Source organism: [Erwinia] mediterraneensis (assembly GCF_900604315.1).
Classification (GTDB): domain Bacteria; phylum Pseudomonadota; class Gammaproteobacteria; order Enterobacterales; family Enterobacteriaceae; genus Pantoea; species Pantoea mediterraneensis_A.
Map to the genome: position 1 here is coordinate 861718 of NZ_LR026978.1, position 21337 is coordinate 883054.

A 21337-nucleotide genomic window follows, 5' to 3' on the forward strand; every position below is an offset into this window, starting at 1 on the left:
GGTCGCCCTGCTGTTTTGCTGCGACAGCGCTATTTACGCACGCTTTCCATCCCCATCAGACCGATCTTGAGATAACCGGCACTGCGCAGTTCGTCCATCACTGCCATCAGGGTTTCATAATCAACCGATTTGTCCGCCTGGAAAAAGATGGTGGTCTCTTTGTTGCCTTCCGTCTGCTGCGTCAGCACCTGCACCAGATTCTCTTTGGCGACGGCATCATTACCGACATAGAGTTGCTTATCCGCTTTGATTGACAGGTAGACCGGTTTTTCCGGGCGCGGCTGAGGCGCACTGGTGGACGCGGGCAGATTAACGCGCACATCGACCGTTGCCAGCGGCGCCGCGACCATAAAGATAATCAGCAGCACTAACATCACGTCGATAAACGGCGTCACGTTAATTTCATGCATTTCGCCGTCGCTTTCCAGATCGTCTTTTAATCGCATCGCCATAATCTTAACCTACGCGTAATTTTTGTGCGGCTACGCGCGGCGTTTCTTTACCGCTGACAGCGTTTCCCAGGTCGAGATCGCGGCTTTGCAGCAGCAGGATCTGTGCGGCGACATCGCCCAGCGAGGCTTTATAGCTGGCGATCATGCGGGCAAAGACGTTGTAGATCACCACGGCAGGAATAGCCGCGACCAGGCCGATGGCGGTCGCCAGCAGCGCTTCGGCAATTCCCGGCGCCACGACGGCCAGGTTGGTGGTCTGCGTTTTTGCGATACCAATAAAGCTGTTCATAATGCCCCATACGGTGCCGAACAGGCCGATAAAGGGCGCAACGGAACCGATAGTGGCGAGGAAGCCGTTACCCCGTCCGGCATGACGGCTGAAGGCGGCGACGCGACGTTCCAGACGGAAGCTGGTGCGTTCTTTAATGCCGTCGGTATCTTCTACGCCAGCGGAGAGTTCCAGTTCGTTCTGTGCATCTTTCAGCAGTACGCCGCTGTGGCTGTTGGCGCTGAAGCTTTCGGCAGTTTGCGCCGCGTCCTGCAGGGAACGCGCTTCGCCCAGCGCCAGCTGTTCGCGTTTCAGGCGGCGTCTGGCAGCGCTGAGTTCAGCATATTTGCCAAAGAAAATCGCCCAGGTGACAACAGAGGCGAGGAGCAGCCCAATCATCACCACTTTTACCACGATATCGGCATGCTGATACATGCCCCAGACGGAGAGATCCGTTTGCATCAAATCACTGGCTACCACGCTGCGTCTCCAACTTCATCTTGCACAGTTTCGGAATAAGCGCGGATCATATCAAATCAACAGCGAATTGATAGTAGTTCTCATTACTATTTACAAACTCACCGGCTATATTTTGACCTGCTGCGGTACATTTTTCTTTCAGGTTAACGCCCTTTTCAAAAATGTGACGCTGAATATAAAATTATTAAAACGTCGTTTCAAAATGTGATGCATTTCATTCAATCACAACGGCACACATTTTCACCCGCCGCTTTTTCTTTATGCTGGGGCAGCCAGTCTGGCACGCGGCCGCTCTCTTCTCACTCTCATTACAACCCGCGCCGCACCGTACCCGCCCTTTCTACGCTGGAGAAAACAGAATGATACTGAAAAAACGACTACTCGCAGTTTCGTTATCCTCCGCTGCGGCGCTCTTTTCCGCAGCCGTCTCCGCCAAAGTGCTTAAGGTGGCTGAAGTACAGCCAGCCGGCTATCCCACGGTGGTGGCGCTGGAACATATGGGGGAAAAACTGAAACAGGCTACCGATGGTCGTCTGGAGATGAAAGTGTATGCCGGTGGCGTGCTGGGCGATGAGGATCAAACGCTACAACAGGTACAGCTCGGCGCCATCGATATGATCCGCGTTTCGCTGGCGCCGGTGACCACCATCGCGCCGGAAACCGGGGTGCTGACGCTGCCCTATATTTTCCGTGACGAAAATCATATGCATAAGGTGCTGGATGGCGAAGTGGGCAAACAGATCGTCGATAAATTTAATAACGATGCCAATGCGCGCATGGTGTTTCTTGGCTGGACCGATGCCGGTGTGCGCAACATGATCACCAAAAAGCCGCTGACCAGACCGGAAGATATCAAAGGGATGAAGATCCGCGTGCAGAACAGCGCCATTTCCCTTGCCACGCTGAAGGCGATGGGAGCCAACCCGGTAGCGATGGGCGTGAGTGAAGTGTTCAGCGCCATGCAGACCGGTGTGGTTGACGGAACGGAAAATAACCCGCCGACCTTTGTTGCCCATAACTATATGCCGGTAGCGAAGTATTACACCCTGAGCGGCCACTTTATTCAGCCGGAAATGATCCTGTTCTCAAAAACAGCCTGGAGCCGCCTCTCGCCGGAGGATCAGACGCTGCTGAAAAAGCTGGGCACCGAGGCGCAGAATGAAGAGCGTGAACTGTGGGCGCAATACACCCGCGCCTCTCTCGATAAGATGAAAGCGGGCGGCGTGACCTTTCAGGAGATCGATCGTGACGCCTTTGTAAAGGCTACCCAGCCGGTACGCGATCAATTCGGCAGCAACTATCAGGATCTGATGAAGCAGATTGCCGACGTACAATAATCCCTCCCGCGCCACGTTGCGGCGTGGTGCCTGAATCAGGTACATCACTATGACTGCTTATTGTCGTCTGATGGATAAACTCTATCTGCTGTGTATGGGAATAGCGGCCGTGGCGCTATTGATCATGGTGACAGTGATCCCCATCGGTATCTTTGCGCGTTATGTGCTGAACGGCGCGCTCGCCTGGCCGGAGCCGGTAGCCATTATCTGCATGATCATCTTCACATTTGTCGGCGCTCCGGTTGGTATGCGGGCCGGGACGCATATCTGCGTTTCCATGGTGACCGATCGCCTGTCGCCGCGTCATCAACGCGTGGCGCTGCTGATTTGCAATCTGCTGCTGATCGTCACCTGTCTTATCCTGTTTCGGGCCAGCTACAGCCTGTGTGAGGCGATGTGGATGCAGTCACTGGCCTCGCTGCCCGCCGTCACCTACGGCGAAATCTATCTGCCGATCCCGATTGGCATTCTGTTTACCCTGCTGTTTGTTGTTGAGCGGCTGGTTTGTGGCGAGCAAACCCAGCGTCCGGTCGTTATTCTCGGTGGTACGCACTAGCGCGGAGCAAAGCCATGGATGCCTTAATTCTTATTGGTAGTTTGATCGTCCTGCTGTTGATTGGTTTTCCCGTCGCGTTCGCTGTTGGCCTGAGCGCGCTGATCGGCGCATGGTGGATCGATCTGCCACTGGAAGCGGTGGTAATTCAGATCACCAACGGTATTAATAAATTTTCCCTGCTGACCATTCCCTTCTTTATTCTGGCAGGTGCCATTATGGCCGAAGGGGGCATTGCGCGGCGTCTGGTCAACTTCGCCTACATTTTTGTCGGCTTTATTCGCGGCGGCCTCTCGCTGGTGAATATCGTCGCCTCTACCTTTTTTGGTGCTATTTCCGGCTCTTCGGTCGCAGATACCGCTTCCATCGGCTCGGTGATGATCCCGCAGATGGAACAGAAAGGCTATCCGCGCGACTTTGCCGCCGCGGTCACCGCCAGCGGTTCGGTACAGGCGGTGCTGACGCCGCCCAGTCATAATTCAGTGATCTATTCGCTGGCGACCGGCGGCGTGGTCACTATCTCGTCGCTGTTTGTGGCAGGTATTGTGCCCGGCCTGCTGCTCGGCCTCTGCCTGATGATTATGTGCCTCGGCTTTGCCCGTAAGCGCGGCTATCCGAGAGGGGAACGCATTCCGTTTCGCCAGGCGCTAAACATCTTCTTTGATGCTTTCTGGGGGCTGTTTACCGTTGTGATTATCCTCGGCGGCATTTTGTCGGGGATTTTTACCGCCTCGGAGTCGGCTGCTATCGCCTGTGTCTGGGCCTTTTTTGTCACCATGTTCATCTACCGTGACTTCAAATGGAGCCAGCTGCATATTCTGCTGTTCCGCACCATTAAAACGGTCACCATAGTGATGGTGCTGATCGCCTTTGCCGCAGGTTTTGGTGCTGTCATGACTTTTATGCAGTTGCCGACGCTGATCACCGAATTCTTCACCGGCATCTCGGATAACAAATATGTCATCCTGATGTGCATTAACCTGCTGCTGATGGTGATCGGCACCCTGATGGATATGGCACCGATCATTCTGATCCTGACGCCGGTGCTGCTGCCGGTCGCGACCACACTGGGTATCGATCCGGTGCATTTTGGCATGATCATGATGACCAACCTCGGGATCGGTCTGATCACGCCGCCGGTGGGCACCGTGCTGTTTGTTGCCAGCGCGGTCAGTAAACAGAAGATTGAAGAGGTGGTCAGCGCAATGCTGCCCTTTTATGTCATGCTGTTTCTGGTGTTGATGCTGATTACCTATGTGCCAGCGGTATCACTCTGGTTACCGCACCTGATGGACGTGATGTAGCGCCCCTGCCAGCCAACAGGCAAAACGGGTGCCGCCTGGTGCCCGTTTTTTCTCGTCTCGCCCCCCCGGTTAAGCACAATTCATGGTCAACCCTGTTGCGCAATTCATGGTAACGTGGGGACTTTGTTGGAAGCGGCAGGAACGCGATAATGGCAACCCAAAAAATTGATACTACCCTGGTGAATGCGGGACGCAGCAAACGTTATACCCAGGGCGCGGTGAACAGCGTTATCCAGCGCGCTTCTTCGCTGGTGTTTGAGAGCGTGGCGGATAAGCAGCGCGCCACCGCAGGACGGGCAAAGGGCGAGCTGTTCTATGGTCGACGCGGCACGCTGACCCACTTTGCCCTGCAGGATGCGCTCACCGAGCTGGAAAACGGTGCCGGTTGCGTGCTTTATCCCTGTGGCGCAGCGGCGGTTTCCAATGCGATCCTGGCCTTTGTGGAAGCGGGCGACCATCTGTTGATGAGCGGCGCAGTCTACGAGCCGACCCAGGATTTCTGCAATAAAATTCTCGGCAAGCTGAATGTCACCACCACCTGGTTTGATCACACCATTGGCAGCGAAATCGCAGAACTGGTGCAGCCGAATACCCGTGTTGTGTTTCTTGAATCCCCCGCCTCGATCACCATGGAAGTACAGGATGTGCCGGCGATTGTGCAGGCCGTGCGGGCTAAAGCGCCGCACGCGGTGATCATGATCGACAATACCTGGGGCGCAGGCGTATTATTTAACGCGCTGGAGCACGGCGTCGATATCTCCATTCAGGCGGGCACCAAATACCTGATTGGCCACAGCGATGCGATGATCGGTACCGCGGTCGCCAATGCGCGCTGCTGGGATCAGTTACGTGAGAATTCTTATCTGATGGGCCAGATGGTCGATGCCGACACGGCCTATATGGCCAGCCGCGGTCTGCGCACGCTGGGCATCCGCCTGCGTCAGCATGAAGAGAGCGCATTACAGGTGGCTGAGTGGCTGGCGCAGCACCCTGCCGTGGCGCGCGTGAACCATCCGGCACTGGCACAATGTAAAGGCCATGAATACTGGCGTCGCGATTTCTCCGGCAGCAGCGGTCTCTTCTCTTTTATTCTGAAAGAGAAGCTCAGCAAGACACAGCTGGCCAACTATCTCGATCATTTCCACCACTTCAGTATGGCTTACTCCTGGGGCGGCTATGAATCTCTGATTCTGGCGAATCAGCCAGAAGAGCTGGCAGCGATCCGGCCCGCCGGTGGGATCGATTTTACCGGTACGCTGGTGCGTCTGCATATTGGCCTGGAGCACGTAGATGATTTGATCGCCGACCTTGCCGCGGGTTTTGACCGACTGGCGAGTGGAAACTAAACAAAACCTCAATCAGGCGGCCATAACCTGCACAGTTCCGGCGTGACTGCCTGTTAACCGCTAAAATAGAATCCTTGTGACTCGATGGGATAACCGATGGGTGTTTTACATGAGATTGTCTATGCGCTCTGGCATCAGGATTTTGCCGCGCTGGCCAATCCGGATGTGGTATGGATCGTCTATGGCGTGATGTTTCTGACGCTGTTTCTGGAAAATGGTCTGTTGCCCGCCTCTTTTCTGCCCGGCGACAGTCTGCTGCTGCTGGCGGGCGCCATGGTGGCTAAAGGCGTAATGGACTTTGTACCCACCATGCTGATTCTCACCACCGCCGCCAGTCTTGGCTGCTGGCTGAGCTATCTGCAGGGGCGCTGGCTCGGCAATACCCGACTGGTGAAGAGCTGGCTGATGCATTTGCCCGCGCATTATCATCAGCGCGCCTGGAATCTGTTTAACCGTCATGGTCTGGTGGCGCTGCTGGCAGGCCGTTTTCTGGCTTTTGTCCGCACCATTCTGCCTACCATGGCTGGCATTTCCGGCCTGCAAAATGGCCGCTTTCAGTTTTTTAACTGGCTAAGCGGCTTTCTCTGGGTAAGTCTTGTGGTCGCCTTCGGCTATGGCATCAGCCAGGTGCCCTTTATCAAGCGGCATGAAGACCAGGTGATGGCGATCCTGATGGTGCTACCTGTCGTGTTGCTGTTTCTCGGTCTCACCGGCACCTTTGTGGTGATCTGGAAAAAGAGAAAGCAGAAACAGGCCTGATACGCTGCGTCAGATAAGCGGTTCTGTGACCGTCTGGCGCATGCGGTTAATCTCCTCCCCCGGCGTCACGCCGAAGTAGCGCTTGAACTCGCGCGAGAACTGCGAGGCGCTCTCATAGCCGACGCGCACCGCTGCCGTACTGGCCTTCATCCCGTCATGGATCATCAGCAAACGCGCCTGATGCAAACGGTAGCGTTTCAGATACTGTAACGGCGAGGTTTGCGTGACCGCCTTAAAGTTATGGTGAAACGCCGACACGCTCATATTGACTTCCGCCGCCAGCGCATCCACGCTCAGGTTATCGGCGTAATGATTTTCGATGCGCCGCAGCGCACGCGCGATCTGGCTGAACTGCGTCTGGCGGCTCACCAGTGACAGCAGTGCCCCACCGCAGGGCCCGGTCAGCACATAGTAAATAATTTCACGTACGATTTGAGGTCCAAGTACACGGGCATCACGCGGTTGTTTCATCACATCCAGCAGACGCTCTGCCGCACACAGCATCTCTTCACTCAGGTAAGCAGAATGGATTCCGGATGTTTGCGGCTGGGGCTGGAAAGTATCGTCGTCACCGATGTCCATCAGCAAATCCTGCAGGCCGGCCGCATCCACGTTCAGACAGATGCCCGCCAGCGGCTGTTCCGGCGTTGCCCAGGTCACACACTCGACCGGTAACGGCACGGCGAGCATAAGATATTTGGTAGCATCATAGTGAAAGACCGTGCTGCCAAGATAGCCGGTTTTGCGGCCCTGAAACAGAATCACAATGCCCGGCTGATACATGATGGGCGTGCGCGGAATGGGCTGGTTGGCATAGATCAGCGAGACGTTATCTACCGCGCACAGGCTGCTGCGTTGCGTGGTCATCAGCGCGATCACCTGCTGCGCCAGGCGGCGGCAAAGCGCGTCATGAGGCATAGCATCATCTCCAGGGTGACAAAAGAATGATTGTGCCGCGTCGTTGTCTGAATCTCCAGTAGTCTGGAGAATCAGACAACGAACGGGCAGGAATAAGCAGGGCGGGCAGCCAGATCACCAGCTACATTTAACCTGGCGCAAACATTTATTGTCCTGGCTTAAGTACTCACCACTTACGACTCAGGCTCAATGCGAACAAAGGAGAAATCATGGCAGATCAACCCATTATCAAACTGCACGATGGCAATATGATGCCGCAACTGGGATTAGGCGTATGGCAGGCCAGCATTGATGAGGCGCGTACAGCGGTGCTCAAGGCGCTGGAAGTCGGTTACCGCTCTATCGATACCGCCGCCGCCTATAAAAATGAAGAGGCGATTGGCCAGGCGCTGCAGGAAACCGACGTGCCGCGCGAGGAAATTTTTGTTACCACCAAATTGTGGAATGACGATCAGCAGAACTGGCAGCAGGCGCTGGAAACCAGCCTGGAAAAACTGCAGCTGGATCAGGTTGATCTCTATCTGATGCACTGGCCTTGCCCGGCTAACGATCATTACGTCGAGGCGTGGAAAGGCATGATTTCGCTGCAGCAGCAGGGACTGACGAAAAGTATTGGCGTCTGTAACTTCAACGAAGCGCATCTGAAGCGCCTGATGGATGAAACCGGTGTGACCCCGGTGATCAATCAGATCGAACTGCATCCGATGCTGCAACAACGCACCCTGCATGCCTGGAATGCGATGCATCAAATCCAGACTGAGTCCTGGAGTCCGCTGGCGCAGGGTGGCGAGGGCGTCTTCGATCAGGCCGTGATCAAAGAACTGGCGAAGAAATATGGCAAAAGCCCGGCTCAGATAGTGATTCGCTGGCATCTCGACAGCGGTCTGGTGGTGATCCCGAAATCAGTGACGCCAGCTCGTATCGAAGAGAACTTTGCGGTATTCGATTTCCGTCTGGAAAAGAGCGAAATCAGCGAGATCGCCAAACTGGATCAGGGGAAACGTCTGGGACCCAATCCGGAAGAGTTTAACTGATCACCGCGTGTATTCTGCGCGGCCCCCTCCCCCGGTCCGGGAGAGAGGGCCGCGCTGTTCCTTCCCGCGCGGTTTAGCCTACCGGTTGCACCACCAGCTGCCCCGCCGTGCCGCGATCGGCCATCTCCAGGCTCTGGCTGTAGTAGACAAAGGGAAAATGATCTGAGGAACTTTGCGGGAAGTTCACCAGCAGTTCCACATCGCCATCTACCCATACCGTATCTTTCCAGCCGCGATCTTCGCCCATCGGTTGCGCGCCGTTCACGCTTTTGATCAGGAACATCACGCCCTGAATATGCAGCGCCTGCGGACGGTCAGCATGCAGGATCCAGCGCTCAAAGCTGCCCTGCTGCGCCATGGTATCTATCCGGTTCATATCCCAGAGTGCGCCGTTAATCCCCGGCAGGCTGTCACCGAGCCGGAACTCGCGCGTCCGCACGGCGGTGCCATCGAGAATCTGATCCGCCAGCAGTCGCATCGGCAGGTTATCGGTCACTAACGGTAAAAGGCCCGTCGGACGCAGCGTCAGCACCAGCGTGGAGGTCAGAATGGACGAAGGCTGAAACAGCCCGCGCAGACGATCCATAATCCCCGCCGCGGTACCGGCCGTGACAGAGACTTCATCGCCCTGCGACATATCAATCAGCACTTCACGTCGTTCCCCTGGTGCCAGGGAAAGCTGCTGCACCGCCACCGGCGCGGGTAAAAACCCCTGGTCACTGGCGATCACGGTAAAAGGCCGGTTATCCGTCAGGGTCAAATGGTAGTGACGCGCGTTGGAGGCGTTCAGCAGACGCAGACGCACCCAGCCGCGGGAGACTTCAACAAAGGGATTGCGGACGCCATTCACCAGCAGCACGTCACCCAGAAATCCTCCATCCTGCGGCGGATCGTAGACCGGCGTGGCAAAGTTATCGAGCCGTTTATCCTGAATAATCAGCGGGAAGTCATCCACGCCATAATGCTTTGGCAAAGGTAAGGACTTACTAACCTCATCCTCAATCAGCCACATGCCCGCCAGACCGTTATAGATATGCGGTGCCATGCGGTTCGGGGTATTCGCATGATACCAGCAGGTGGCTGCGCCCTGACGCACCGGCAGCACCGGCGCCCAGTCAGCGCCCGGTGACATCATACGCGGCGCGCCGCCCATCAGCGCTCCCGGCACCTGCAGGCCGCTGATGGTCATGGAAACCGGTTCGTTCAGACGGTTGGTATAGATCAGTTTGACATCGTCGCCGCTGTAAACGCGTACGGTCGGGCCAAGGTATAAACCATTCACTCCCCACACCGGCACCTTACTGCTGCTGGCGTTGAACGACCAGTGGCTGCGCTGGAGCGTTAAAAACAGAGGCTGGCCGCGACGGGATTCCAGCAGCGGCGGCACGGGTAGCGCGGTATCACCGCTCCCTTCGGCGGCACGTGCTGCTGAAGGTGCCACGCTGGCGCTAAGCGCCACACCGGCTGAAAGCTGGATAAACTGACGTCTGCTGAAAGACATAGAACTTCTGACCCTATGAGCGTGGCGAGCGAGCGCCGTCCATTTTTATTCTGTTATGCGATTGCTGTGCAATAAGGCGGGCGCTGGCGCGCCCGCCCGTAATGACCACCGGGGGTCAGATATTACCGTTTTTTTCGCGCTCGGCGACTTCAGCATTCAGCGCTTCCAGCTTTGCCGCCATTAATTCCCGGCAGTGAGTCGCCAGCTTGCGTACCGATGCATTTTCAAACTCTTTGATGTCTACGGGCGGCAACATTTCTACAATCACTAACCCGTTTTTCCAGCGGTTAAGATTGATTTTACCGTGCGTATTAGAAACCACCACCGGAATAATCGGCACCCCGGCCGCTACGGCCGCATGAAACGCACCCGTTTTAAACGGCAGCAGACCCCGCCCACGACTGCGCGTGCCTTCCGGAAACATCCAGAAAGAGATTTGCTTCTTTTTAAACTGCTCAACCACGTCACCGATAGTGCCATGCGCTTTGGCACGATTGTCGCGGTCGATCAGCAGATTGCCCGTCAGCCAGTAGAGCGGGCCGAAGAACGGGACCCACAGCAGGCTTTTTTTCCCGACCGTCACCGTAGGCGGCTGAACAATTTTCGCCGCTGTGATCATGTCGTAATTGTTCTGGTGGTTGGCAATATAAATCGCATTGCCATAGTTTTCCGCTCCGGCGGGCTTACGTAACTCCACCCGGACGCCACATACCGACGACAGGCTGCCAAACAGGTGGCCAAAGGTCGCGACGTGACGCGGATTGCGTGGCGAAAACAGACACCACAGCGATCCAAAAATACAGACCAAAATTGAAAAGATAACAATGTAAATTGTACGCAGAATTAATAACATAACTTCCTCATTGTGGCATCTCCTGATCAGTCCAGCGTACGGGGGCCTTTACTCTGCATCGCTCACAGTCTCAGCGCGGGTCGGGGCATCCAGCTCCACGCGATCGATACGCTGCAAACCGCGCGGCAGCAGGGTGCCACGACGGCCACGTTCGGCGCGGAATTTCTGCAACTCCTCGCTGCGCAGCGTCATCTTGCGCTTACCGGCATGCAGGGTAATCGCACTGCCCGGCGGCATAATCAGCAGCCACGCCAGTTTATCCTGGCCCGCCGCCGCTTCTGCGGCAGGAATAGAGATAATCTTGTTGCCTTTGCCTTTTGACATCTGCGGCAGATCGCCAACCGGGAACATCAGCATACGTCCGGCAGCGGTAATCGCCAGCAACATGTCATTTTCACCATGGACAGCCGCTGGCGTCATCACTCTGGCGTTATCCGGCAGCGTCAGCAGCGCCTTACCGGCGCGGTTGCGCGATATCAGATCGTTAAAGGTACAGATAAAGCCATAACCGGCGTCAGAGGCCATCAGCAGACGCTGCTCTTCCGCCTCCATCAGCACCTGTTCCATTACCGCACCCGGCGGCAGCGTCAGTTTACCGGTCAGCGGCTCACCCTGTCCGCGTGCTGAAGGCAGCGAGGTAGGATCCAGCGTATAGCTGCGGCCGGTGGAGTCGATAAAGGCCACCGGCTGGTTGCTCTTACCGCGCGCCGCGGCCAGATAGCTGTCGCCCGCCTTGTAGCTCAGCCCGGCAGGATCGATATCATGCCCTTTGGCGCTGCGTACCCAACCCATCTGCGACAAGACAATGGTAACCGGCTCGGAAGGCACCAGCTCGTTCTCGCTCAGCGCTTTCGCCTCTTCACGTTCACGCAGCGGTGAACGACGATCGTCACCATAGCTATTGCTGTCTGCCTGCAGTTCTTTCTTCAGCAGGGTGTTCATTTTGCGCTCAGAAGCGAGCAGCGCCTGAATCTGGTCGCGCTCTTTCTCCAGCTCGCTCTGCTCACCGCGAATTTTCATCTCTTCCAGCTTAGCGAGATGACGCAGTTTCAGCTCAAGGATCGCCTCGGCCTGGGTTTCGCTGATACCAAAACGCGCCACCAGTACCGGTTTCGGTTCATCCTCGCTGCGGATGATATGAATCACTTCATCAATATTCAGAAACGCGACCAGCAAGCCTTCCAGAATATGCAGACGACGCAGTACTTTCTCAAGACGATAGTTAAGGCGGCGACGTACGGTATCACGACGGAACACCAGCCATTCGGAGAGGATCTCCAGCAGGTTTTTCACTGCCGGGCGATTATCCAGACCGATCATATTCAGGTTAACGCGATAGCTCTTTTCCAGATCGGTGGTGGCAAACAGATGATTCATCACCTGTTCCAGATCGACACGGTTTGAGCGCGGCACGATCACCAGACGCGTCGGGTTTTCATGGTCGGACTCGTCACGCAGATCTTCTACCATCGGCAGCTTTTTATTGCGCATTTGCGTCGCAATCTGCTCCAGCACGCGCGCACCGGAAACCTGATGCGGCAGCGCCGTAATCACCACTTCGCCATCCTCTTTTTTCCAGACGGCGCGCTGGCGGATCGAGCCGCGGCCGTTCTGGTAGATTTTGCGAATCTCTTCGCGCGGCGTAATGATCTCCGCTTCGGTTGGAAAGTCAGGGCCCTGAACGATATCCAGTAGCGTTTCCAGCGACGTTTTCGGATCGTCGATCAGCGCAATGGCCGCCTGCGCCACTTCACGCAGGTTATGCGGCGGGATATCGGTCGCCATCCCTACGGCGATACCGGTGGTGCCGTTGAGCAGAATATTGGGCAGGCGCGCAGGCAGCATCTTTGGCTCCTGCAGGGTGCCGTCAAAGTTAGGCACAAAATCTACCGTGCCCTGCCCCAGCTCGCTCAGCAGCAGTTCCGCATATTTTGACAGACGTGATTCGGTGTAACGCATCGCGGCGAAAGATTTTGGATCGTCCGGTGCGCCCCAGTTACCCTGTCCGTCAACCAGCGGATAACGGTAGGAGAAAGGTTGCGCCATCAATACCATCGCTTCGTAACAGGCGCTGTCGCCGTGCGGATGGTATTTACCCAGCACGTCACCCACGGTACGCGCTGACTTTTTAAATTTGGCGCTGGCGTTCAGTCCCAGCTCAGACATCGCATAGACGATTCGCCGTTGTACCGGCTTCAGGCCATCGCCAATGTAAGGCAATGCCCTGTCCATGATTACGTACATGGAATAGTTCAGGTACGCATTTTCCGTAAACTTGTGCAGGGCAAGACGCTCTGCACCATCCTGCGTCAATTCACTCATTAAACTGGTATCCTCACTTCGTGGCCCGCAACGGCAGGACATCCGGCGGTCATTTGGCGAGGATAGTACCTTATTCGTGAGACTTAGTCACAGGGAAGCCAGCGGGCAAGCATCCTGTGCAAATGGCTTGCTGTCATCAACCTGCGCCAGTGCATCATTAAGGCCACTGGGCCCTCCGCCTCTGACGACCTGCGAGACGCCTCAGGCCTGGAGGTGGCGCGCCGGTGCCCCTGAGACGCACCAGGCATGCTGCGGCCTCCGTTTATCGGTACGTGTAAGCGGGATTTTGCCTGTTACCGATCAGCGCGTAAATTCCCGCAACAATTGTGATCCGGCGCAGAAATAAAAACGGAGTGTGAACAAGGTCACGGGAAATATACCATTTTTACTGTGATCATCCTCTCAGTTAATCAGATCACTCGCGCTGTGTATTAATTATGTCCGGAGTGAAGGACAACATTTAGTATTGTTGCTTATACCCGCCTTTCCTAAATTCATACTCCATAAGAGACAGGTTGTTTGTTCTGATTTCTGGCACAGAAATAAAAAACGAGGAATAGTTTGAAAAACGTTTTGCCAAAATAAAAGGTGACCGAATGCAAATACTGACTTCGCGACAACACCGGTTAGTGAAATTGTTATTGCAACAAGCGGCACCGCAGCCGATCGGGCAGCTGGCGTTACAGCTCGGCGTCTCCGGAAAAACCATTCAGCGTGATTTGCAGTGGCTGGAGAGTTGGCTCAGCAACTGGGCGCTGGCGCTGGAAAAAACGCCGGGGCTGGGCGTACGGTTACGGGCTGATGATATCCAGCAGCGTTTACAGCTGGAAAAACAGCTCAACGGCGACGAAAACGGATCTGAAGCGCTGAGTCATAATCGTCGTCGGGTGAAGATCGCCTCGCAGCTGTTGAGCGATGCGCCACGTGCCACTTCGATCAGCAAGCTGTCAGAACGCTATTTTATCAGCCATGCCTCGATTGTTAACGATCTGAAAGTGATTGAAGAGTGGCTGCAGCCGCTGGGGCTGACGCTGCAGCGCGGTCCGGGCGGCACGCACATCGAGGGCCCTGAACAGGCGTTGCGCCAGGCAATGGTATCGCTGATCAACGATGTGATGCAGCAAAACGTGGCGGGCACGCCAGTCCTGCCGCGGCTCGATCCCGGTAGTCAACAGGCGCTGGTGCACTATTTTGGCGATGAGGATGTGGCTTTTGTACAGTCATTGCTACAGCAGATGGAGCAGCAGCTGAGCTATCCGCTGGGCGATGCCTGGTATCTCAATCTCTGCACGCATATCCTCATCATGATGCACCGTATGGCGCAGGGTAACGCGCTGGCGCTGGAAACGCTCACTACCGCGCAGGATCTCGATAAGCGTATTCTCGCCATCGCCCGGCAGATGGTCGCGCAGATAGAACAGCGTATGGGCTGCACACTACCGGCGGATGAAGTCGGGTTTATTTACCAATATATCGTCTCGTCCGGCATTGTGGTGGAAGAGCGCGGCGACAACCTGCCGCTGCATAATCAATTTTCCACTGCTGAGTCGGTAAAAATAACCTGTGAATTAATCGATCGTTTCTCGACATTTATTCAGCGGGATCTGGCACAGGACCGGTTATTATTTGACGGTTTATTAGTACACATAAAGCCATTATTAAACCGGCTTAAATATCACATCAATATTCGCAATCCGTTACTGGATGATATTCGCCTGGAAATGAAAGAGATATTTTCTCTGACGCAACAGGCGATGCAATTAACCGCACGTACTTTTTCGCTCTCGCCAGTGGCAGATGATGAAATCGGTTATCTGTGCGTACATTTCCAGGCCGCGCTGGAGCGGCAAATTGCCCATAAGCGCATTCTGGTAGTGTGTTCCAGCGGAGTTGGCACATCGCATCTGCTGAAAAGTCGCATTCTGCGCGCCTTTCCGGACTGGGAAATTGCCGGAGTGATCTCCGCCAGCAATTACGCTGCTTTTTGCCAGAACCAGACGGTGGATTTGGTGATTACCACTATTCACCTCGACGCCGGATCCGTTCCGGCAGTGTATGTCAGCGCATTTTTTAACGATGACGATATCCGGCGGGTAACTGACGCCATGATTGGCAGCCAGCTGCCCAACGGCGCGCACTGCGCGATGGCCGCACATTAACTGAATGAGGATTAACAATGGATATTTCCCGCATTCTGACGCCACGCCGCGTTAACCTGGCGCTGACCGCCACCACGAAAGAAGAAGTGATTAACGAGCTGACCGATCTGCTGTATCAGGACGGCGCGATTACCGACCGTGCCGCTTTTATCAGGGACGTATGGCTGCGGGAAGGCGAAGGATCAACCGGCTTCGAAAATCATATCGCTATTCCGCACGGCAAATCTTCCGCCGTCAAACAGACCACGCTCGCCATTGGTCGTACCCGACACGACATTCCGTGGGAGACGCTGGATGGCAGCCAGGTGCGCTGTATCATCCTGTTCGCGGTGCGGCTGGAAGATCAGAACACCACCCATATTCGCCTGTTATCGCAGGTAGCCAGCGCGCTGGCCGATGACGAGGTGATAGCCCAACTGCTGGTGGAAAACGACCCCGGCAATATCATTCAACTGTTCAGTCAATACGCCGAAACCGACCTCTGTTAACCCCCGACCACTCTGAGGTGACATATGAATATTGTCTGTGTAGCGGCCTGCACCGCAGGCATCGCCCATACCTATATCGCGCGCGAAAAATTGATTAAAGGGGCTCATGCGCTGGGCCACACTATCCACGTTGAAACCCAGGGCACCATCGGCACTGAGACGCCGCTGACGCGCGAAGCGATCGACGCTGCTGACGTGGTGATCCTCGCCGTCGATGTGAAGATCAAAGGTGAAGAACGTTTCCAGGGCAAACCCATTGTGCGAGTGAAAACCGAAGTGGTGATCAAGTCACCGGTGAAATTCCTCGAAAAAGTGGCGGATTCACTGGCGGGCGCCTGAGGAGACCCATCATGAGTGATCACAAACGTCAGTATGGTCAGGAGATTAAAGGGCATCTGCTTACCGGCATCTCCTGGATGATTCCGCTGATCGTCGCCGCCGGTATCTGTATCGCGCTCGGCCAGCTACTTGGCGGGCCAGATGTCGGCAAACACCCGGGTACCTTTGCCTGGATGCTGAACCAGATTGGTGGCTGGGGGATGGGGCTGATTGTGCCGCTGATCAGCGCGGCGATTGCTTACTCCATTGCCGATCGCCCCGGCTTCGCACCCGGCCTGATTGTCGGCTTTATTTGCGGCCAGATCGGCACCGGTTTTATTGGCGGCATGCTTGGCGGCTTCCTGGTGGGTTACACCCTGCTGCTGCTGCGGCGCATTATTAAGCTGCCGCAGTCGATGCAGGGATTGATGCCAATTATGGTACTGCCGGTGTTGAGCACCATTATCGCCGGACTCCTGATGATGACCTTTATTGGACAGCCGATTGTCTGGCTGCAGAAAGCGCTGATTCATCTGCTGCAATCGATGCAGGGCGGCTCAAAATTCATGATGGGCGCGATCCTGGGTGCCATGGCAACGTTCGATTTCGGCGGCCCCATCAATAAAACCATGTCGCTGTTCGCTGACGGCATGTTGGTCGACGGTATCTACGGACCGGAAGCCGTAAAGTTTGTCGGCTCGATGATTCCCCCCTTCGGTATCACGCTGTCATTCCTGCTGACACGCCATAAATACACCAAAGCCGAGAAAGAGGCGCTGAAAGCCGCTTTCCCGATGGGCATCTGCATGATTACCGAAGGGGTGATACCCATTGCGGCGCGTGACCTGCTGCGCGTAGTCGCCAGTTGCGTGGTCGCCTCGGCGATTGCCGGTGGGCTGATTATGGTTTGGGGGGTAGAAGCGCCGGTGCCGCACGGCGGGATGTTCGTAGTGCCCCTGTTCACTAAACCGCTGATGTTCTGCCTGGCACTGGCTATCGGCACTGTGGTGTGCGGCGTGATGCTGTCGGTGATGAAAAAGCCGGTCACGCAAGCGGATGAAGAGTTCGATGATGTGGAAGCCCCTGGCGTCCGCGATGAAGAGATCAAATTCACTCTGGAATAAGGAGCCACCATGTTTGCCATGATGAAGGACCTGATTCAGGCCGCCGCCCGTCAACAGTATGCGGTACTGGCGATCAACTGCTTCAACCTTGAAACTGCGCGCGCCGCCATTCAGGCCGCCGAACAGCAGCGTGCGCCACTGATTCTTAACGTTTATCAGGGGCATAGCATACATTTCCCGCCTGCGGTGGCGGTGCCGCTGGTGAAAGCGCTGGCCGACGCGGCAACTGTGCCCGTGGCGCTGGCGCTCGATCACGGCAAGGCCTTTCCACTGATTGGTCAGGCGTTTCGCGCGGGTTTTACCGGACTGATGATCGACGCCTCTTCCGAGCCGCTGGCAGAGAATATCCGCCAGACCGCGGCGGTAGTGAAGCTGGCGCACACCGCCGGAGTGTGCGTGGAAGGTGAGCTTGGGCATATCGCCGATGCGCCGACTTATCAGCTGGCCGATGCTTCGGTGAAAATGACGCAGGTGCATGATGTTTTACCTTTCATTGAGCAAACCGATATCGATTTGCTGGCGATTTCGGTCGGTACCGCACACGGGCTCTATCCGGCAGGCGTGAAGCCGAAGATTGATTTTCAGCGCTTGCAGGCACTGTATGACGTCTCGACGCGTCCGCTGGCGCTGCATGGTGGGTCTGGTACCCCCGCCGAGGATATTCGTCGCGTCAGTCAGTATGGCGTAGCCAAAATCAATGTGGGCGCAGCCGTATTTGAGGCTGGCCAAAAAGCGCTGGGACAGGCGCTGAAACAGCATCCGCAGGCCGAACTGGCCGATCTGCTCGCGCTGATGGAAACCGCCTGCCGTGAAGTCGTGGTGGAATACCTGAGCTGGTCGGGATCGGTGCATCAGGTTTGATCGGTCGCATTCCGTTGCCGGAATGCCAGGGTTTTCCCTTTTATTGTCATCGGGTCGGCGTGCGCGTCGGCTCTGGTAAAACTCACGCTAAGGAAATATTAACATGTTGATTTCAATGAAAGAAATGTTGGCGCCGACCCGTGAACATCGCTTTGCGATTGGCGCATTTAACGTGGCGGACAGCTGCTTTATCCGCGCGGTAGTAGAAGAAGCCGAAGCCACCCACACGCCCGCCATCATCTCCATCCACCCAAGCGAGCTGGAGTTTGTTACCGATGCGTTTTTTGGCTATGTGCGCGAACGCACCCTGAACAGTAAAGTGCCCTTCACCCTGCACCTTGATCACGGCGCGTCAATTGCGCAGGTGCTGCGTGCTATCCAGTGTGGTTTCACATCAGTGATGATTGATGGCTCGCTGCTGCCATATGAAGAGAATGTCGCGCTGACCAGGGAAGTGGTGGAGCTGGCGCACGCCGTAGGCGTTTCGGTGGAAGGCGAGCTCGGCACTATTGGCGATACCGGCACCACGGTAGAAGGCGGCGTAAGCAAAGTCATCTACACTGAACCGGCGCAGGCGGAAGATTTTGTGCAGCGCACCGGCGTCGATACGCTGGCGGTGGCGATTGGTACTGCGCATGGCATCTATCCAAAAGATATGAAGCCGGAACTGCAAATGCATATATTGAAAGAGATTTCGCAGCGTGTGACCATTCCGCTGGTGCTGCACGGCGGTTCAGCCAATCCCGATGCAGAGATTGCCGAAGCCGTGACGTTGGGTGTCGGTAAGATCAATATTTCCAGCGATATGAAGTACGCCTATTTTGCGAAAGTACGTGAGATTCTGGCGCGCGAAAGCTGGTGGGATCCAAATGTGATTTATCCGGAGGCGATTAACGCAGCCAAAGCGGTGATCCGTTACAAAATGAATCTGTTTGGCGGTCTGGGAAAAGCGAGTTTGTATCGTTGATAGCCTCGCAGGATACAAAGTGCTCCGTACAAGGAGGTCATGAGTCGCCTTGTGACGATCGCTATCAGCTGAAACTTTTGCCACCCGACAAAAAAATAAGCTGTCGTCATAACGCCGACTAAGCTGCAGCAGATATTTCAGAGATCGCAATTTTTATCTTTGTTTATCGGCAAATTGATATCAACCCACCCGGAAAAAGAGCGGGTGGGTTGATTCACGGCATTATTATTTCCATTCTATTATTTCAATTTTTCCACCTGGCGTTTGTCGGTAACTGCCTTCAAATAAGGTGTAATAAATTGTTCCATCGAAACCCGTGTCGACCAGTAAAACCGGATCTTTCGCAATACAATTTTTCTCTGTTTTCATCTCGGCGAAACAGAGATACTGCAGAGTATTGACACTAAACCAGGATTCATGAGTGGGTAACTTTTTGTAACCCTCGCCGAACCGCCAGAACCATATGATAAACCGCCCGTTCTGCCTGAACTCCGGCACACCATATTTCTCCTTCAGCCAGACATGATTGTTTTTCCACCAGTCCAGCTTTCCTCTGTCGGTAACCGGAAAGTTTTTTACTAACACATTGCTGACAACCTTGTTTTTATGAACTGCCACGATCTCTACCGGTTCGAAGTCCTGCCAGATGCTGTAACAGAAGTGGGCAGCCATCAGCATAATACCCAGCAACAGCAAATATCTCAGATAACGCATTTTTCATCCTTGTCTGTAGCCTGTCTGGTATCAACCCAGTCGGAGCATCTCCAGCTGGGTTGATACCGTCAGCGAAGCTATTTCCACTCTCTGATTTCAATTTTCCCGTTTGGCCTTTGGATATAACTTCCTTCAAACAGCAAAAAAGTGATATTTTTATCAAAGCTGGCGACCCTGAGAACCGCATCTTTCTCAATACAGTTCTTTTTTGTTTTCATCTCATCAAAACAGAGTAAGTCTGATGTCTGGCGACTTAACCGCAAATCATGGGTGGGCAACGCCTTATAGCCATCACCGAAATTCCAGAACCAGACAGAAAAGCTCCCGTCCTGCGCAAACTCCGGCACGCCATATTTCTCCTTCAGCCAGGCATGATTCTTTTGCCACCAGTCCAGCTTGCCCCGGTCGGTAACCGGGAAGTTTTTTACTAATACATCACTGGAAACATCATCTTTATGCACTGCCACGATCTCTACCGGTTCGAAGTCCTGCCAGATGCTGTAACAGAAGTGGGCAGCCATCAGCATAATACCCAGCAACAGCAGATATCTCAGATATTTCATTCCTCATCCTTGTCTGTCGTCAATCCTATACCCATCCCCCGGAAAAGGGCGGATGGGTTTATTCATAGCATTATTATTCCCATTCTATTATTTCAATTTTTCCGCCAGGTCGTTGTCGGTAACTCCCTTCAAAAAGGGTGTAATAGATTGATCCATCAGATCCCGTGTCTACTGTTAATAATGGATCTTTCTCAATACAGTTTTTTTCTGTTTTCATCTCGGCGAAACAGAGATACTGTGGGGTATTTACGCTTAAGCGAAAATCATGAGTTGGCAATTTTTTATAACCCTCGCCGAACCGCCAGAACCAGACAGAAAAGCTCCCGTCCTGCGCAAAATCCGGCACGCCATATTTCTCCTTCAGCCAGGCATGATTCTTTTGCCACCAGTCCAGCTTGCCCCGGTCGGTAACCGGGAAGTTTTTTACTAATACATCACTGGAAACATCATCTTTATGCACTGCCACGATCTCTACCGGTTCGAAGTCCTGCCAGATGCTGTAACAGAAGTGGGCAGCCATCAGCATAATACCCAGCAACAGCAAATATCTCAGATAACGCATTTTTCATCCTTGTCTGTAGCCTGTCTGATATCAACCCAGCCGGAGCATCTCCGGGTGGGTTGATACCGTCAGCGAAGCTATTTCCACTCTCTGATTTCAATTTTCCCGTTTGGACTTTGGATATAACTTCCTTCAAAAAGAAGAAAATAGATATTTTTGTCAAAGGTGGAACCTACATGGAGAACAGCATCTTTCTCAATACAGTTCTTTTTTGTTTTCATTTTATCGAAACAGAGTAAGTCTGATGTCTGGCGACTTAACCGCAAATCATGGGTGGGCAACGCCTTATAGCCATCACCGAAATTCCAGAACCAGACAGAAAAGCTCCCGTCCTGCGCAAACTCCGGCACGCCATATTTCTCCTTCAGCCAGGCATGATTCTTTTGCCACCAGTCCAGCTTGCCCCGGTCGGTAACCGGGAAGTTTTTTACTAATACATCACTGGAAACATCAT

23 protein-coding genes (1 of these 23 cut by a window edge) are annotated in these 21337 nt (G+C 54.6%); 12 read left to right on the plus strand and 11 right to left on the minus strand.

Annotated features, from left to right (window positions below; genetic code table 11):
- Positions 1-29: 29 nt before the first annotated feature.
- A complete protein-coding gene (gene exbD, locus E0E17_RS04005; protein ID WP_130831760.1) occupies positions 30-452 on the minus strand; it encodes a TonB system transport protein ExbD in 423 nt (140 codons plus the stop codon).
- 4 nt (positions 453-456) lie between these two features.
- On the minus strand, positions 457-1182 hold the full coding sequence (gene exbB, locus E0E17_RS04010) for a tol-pal system-associated acyl-CoA thioesterase (protein ID WP_207302073.1): 726 nt from the start codon (positions 1180-1182) through the stop codon (positions 457-459).
- A gap of 377 nt (positions 1183-1559) precedes the next feature.
- Here exbB and E0E17_RS04015 point away from each other — a divergent pair, with 377 nt between their 5' ends.
- From E0E17_RS04015 to E0E17_RS04035, 5 genes are all read left to right on the plus strand, one after another.
- Positions 1560-2537 carry a TRAP transporter substrate-binding protein gene (locus E0E17_RS04015; protein WP_130831764.1) on the plus strand — a complete coding sequence of 326 codons (978 nt, stop codon included), beginning with the start codon at positions 1560-1562 and terminating at the stop codon, positions 2535-2537.
- 49 nt (positions 2538-2586) lie between these two features.
- Positions 2587-3093: a TRAP transporter small permease gene (locus tag E0E17_RS04020; RefSeq protein ID WP_130831766.1), complete on the plus strand. Its 507-nt coding sequence runs from the start codon at positions 2587-2589 to the stop codon at positions 3091-3093.
- A 14-nt stretch (positions 3094-3107) separates the two neighbouring features.
- Complete coding sequence (locus E0E17_RS04025) at positions 3108-4394, plus strand: TRAP transporter large permease (protein WP_130831768.1); 1287 nt, start codon at positions 3108-3110, stop codon at positions 4392-4394.
- A gap of 149 nt (positions 4395-4543) precedes the next feature.
- Positions 4544-5740, plus strand: coding sequence for a cystathionine beta-lyase (gene metC / locus E0E17_RS04030; RefSeq protein ID WP_130831770.1), 1197 nt, complete (start codon positions 4544-4546; stop codon positions 5738-5740).
- A 96-nt stretch (positions 5741-5836) separates the two neighbouring features.
- On the plus strand, positions 5837-6499 hold the full coding sequence (locus E0E17_RS04035) for a DedA family protein (RefSeq protein WP_130831772.1): 663 nt from the start codon (positions 5837-5839) through the stop codon (positions 6497-6499).
- 9 nt (positions 6500-6508) lie between these two features.
- On the opposite strand, the gene E0E17_RS04040 is transcribed toward E0E17_RS04035, so the two are convergent.
- Complete coding sequence (locus E0E17_RS04040; RefSeq protein WP_130831774.1) at positions 6509-7417, minus strand: AraC family transcriptional regulator; 909 nt, start codon at positions 7415-7417, stop codon at positions 6509-6511.
- Between the two features lie 209 nt (positions 7418-7626).
- Between E0E17_RS04040 and dkgA the strand changes: the two genes are divergently transcribed.
- Positions 7627-8451 carry a 2,5-didehydrogluconate reductase DkgA gene (dkgA, locus tag E0E17_RS04045; RefSeq protein ID WP_130831776.1) on the plus strand — a complete coding sequence of 275 codons (825 nt, stop codon included), beginning with the start codon at positions 7627-7629 and terminating at the stop codon, positions 8449-8451.
- Between the two features lie 73 nt (positions 8452-8524).
- Here dkgA and ftsP read toward each other — a convergent pair whose 3' ends face one another.
- The 3 genes from ftsP to parC form a co-directional block, all read right to left on the minus strand.
- Positions 8525-9952 (minus strand): cell division protein FtsP, encoded by a 1428-nt coding sequence (gene ftsP, locus E0E17_RS04050; protein ID WP_130831778.1) that lies wholly within the window; start codon positions 9950-9952, stop codon positions 8525-8527.
- Between the two features lie 115 nt (positions 9953-10067).
- Positions 10068-10805, minus strand: a complete 738-nt coding sequence (locus E0E17_RS04055) for a 1-acylglycerol-3-phosphate O-acyltransferase (protein WP_130831781.1) — start codon at positions 10803-10805, stop codon at positions 10068-10070.
- A gap of 48 nt (positions 10806-10853) precedes the next feature.
- A complete protein-coding gene (gene parC / locus E0E17_RS04060; protein ID WP_130831783.1) occupies positions 10854-13127 on the minus strand; it encodes a DNA topoisomerase IV subunit A in 2274 nt (757 codons plus the stop codon).
- Positions 13128-13723: 596 nt separating this feature from the next.
- On the opposite strand from parC, the gene E0E17_RS04065 reads away from it, so the two are divergent.
- The 6 genes from E0E17_RS04065 to E0E17_RS04090 all read left to right on the plus strand — a co-directional run bounded on the left by E0E17_RS04065 (position 13724) and on the right by E0E17_RS04090 (position 19044).
- On the plus strand, positions 13724-15286 hold the full coding sequence (locus E0E17_RS04065; RefSeq protein WP_130831785.1) for a BglG family transcription antiterminator: 1563 nt from the start codon (positions 13724-13726) through the stop codon (positions 15284-15286).
- A 17-nt stretch (positions 15287-15303) separates the two neighbouring features.
- On the plus strand, positions 15304-15774 hold the full coding sequence (locus tag E0E17_RS04070; protein WP_130831787.1) for a PTS sugar transporter subunit IIA: 471 nt from the start codon (positions 15304-15306) through the stop codon (positions 15772-15774).
- Between the two features lie 24 nt (positions 15775-15798).
- Positions 15799-16113 (plus strand): PTS fructose transporter subunit IIB, encoded by a 315-nt coding sequence (locus E0E17_RS04075; protein WP_130831790.1) that lies wholly within the window; start codon positions 15799-15801, stop codon positions 16111-16113.
- A gap of 11 nt (positions 16114-16124) precedes the next feature.
- Positions 16125-17216, plus strand: a complete 1092-nt coding sequence (locus E0E17_RS04080) for a PTS fructose transporter subunit IIC (protein ID WP_130831792.1) — start codon at positions 16125-16127, stop codon at positions 17214-17216.
- A 9-nt stretch (positions 17217-17225) separates the two neighbouring features.
- Entirely contained in the window at positions 17226-18077 is an 852-nt protein-coding gene (locus E0E17_RS04085) for a class II fructose-bisphosphate aldolase (RefSeq protein WP_130831794.1), read from the plus strand.
- Between the two features lie 103 nt (positions 18078-18180).
- Positions 18181-19044, plus strand: a complete 864-nt coding sequence (locus tag E0E17_RS04090; RefSeq protein WP_130831797.1) for a ketose-bisphosphate aldolase — start codon at positions 18181-18183, stop codon at positions 19042-19044.
- Between the two features lie 225 nt (positions 19045-19269).
- On the opposite strand, the gene E0E17_RS04095 is transcribed toward E0E17_RS04090, so the two are convergent.
- The 5 genes from E0E17_RS04095 to E0E17_RS04115 form a co-directional block, all read right to left on the minus strand.
- Entirely contained in the window at positions 19270-19758 is a 489-nt protein-coding gene (locus E0E17_RS04095) for a DUF943 family protein (RefSeq protein WP_130831799.1), read from the minus strand.
- 77 nt (positions 19759-19835) lie between these two features.
- On the minus strand, positions 19836-20321 hold the full coding sequence (locus E0E17_RS04100) for a DUF943 family protein (RefSeq protein WP_130831801.1): 486 nt from the start codon (positions 20319-20321) through the stop codon (positions 19836-19838).
- A gap of 73 nt (positions 20322-20394) precedes the next feature.
- Positions 20395-20883: a DUF943 family protein gene (locus tag E0E17_RS04105; protein WP_369408688.1), complete on the minus strand. Its 489-nt coding sequence runs from the start codon at positions 20881-20883 to the stop codon at positions 20395-20397.
- Positions 20884-20960: 77 nt separating this feature from the next.
- On the minus strand, positions 20961-21233 hold the full coding sequence (locus E0E17_RS20590; protein ID WP_369408689.1) for a DUF943 family protein: 273 nt from the start codon (positions 21231-21233) through the stop codon (positions 20961-20963).
- 80 nt (positions 21234-21313) lie between these two features.
- Positions 21314-21337, minus strand: partial view of a DUF943 family protein gene (locus tag E0E17_RS04115; protein WP_130831805.1) — the 3' end only. 249 nt of this gene lie beyond the right edge of the window; 24 of the gene's 273 nt are visible here — the last part of the coding sequence; its start codon lies off the right edge, out of view — the gene reads right to left on this strand; the stop codon is at positions 21314-21316.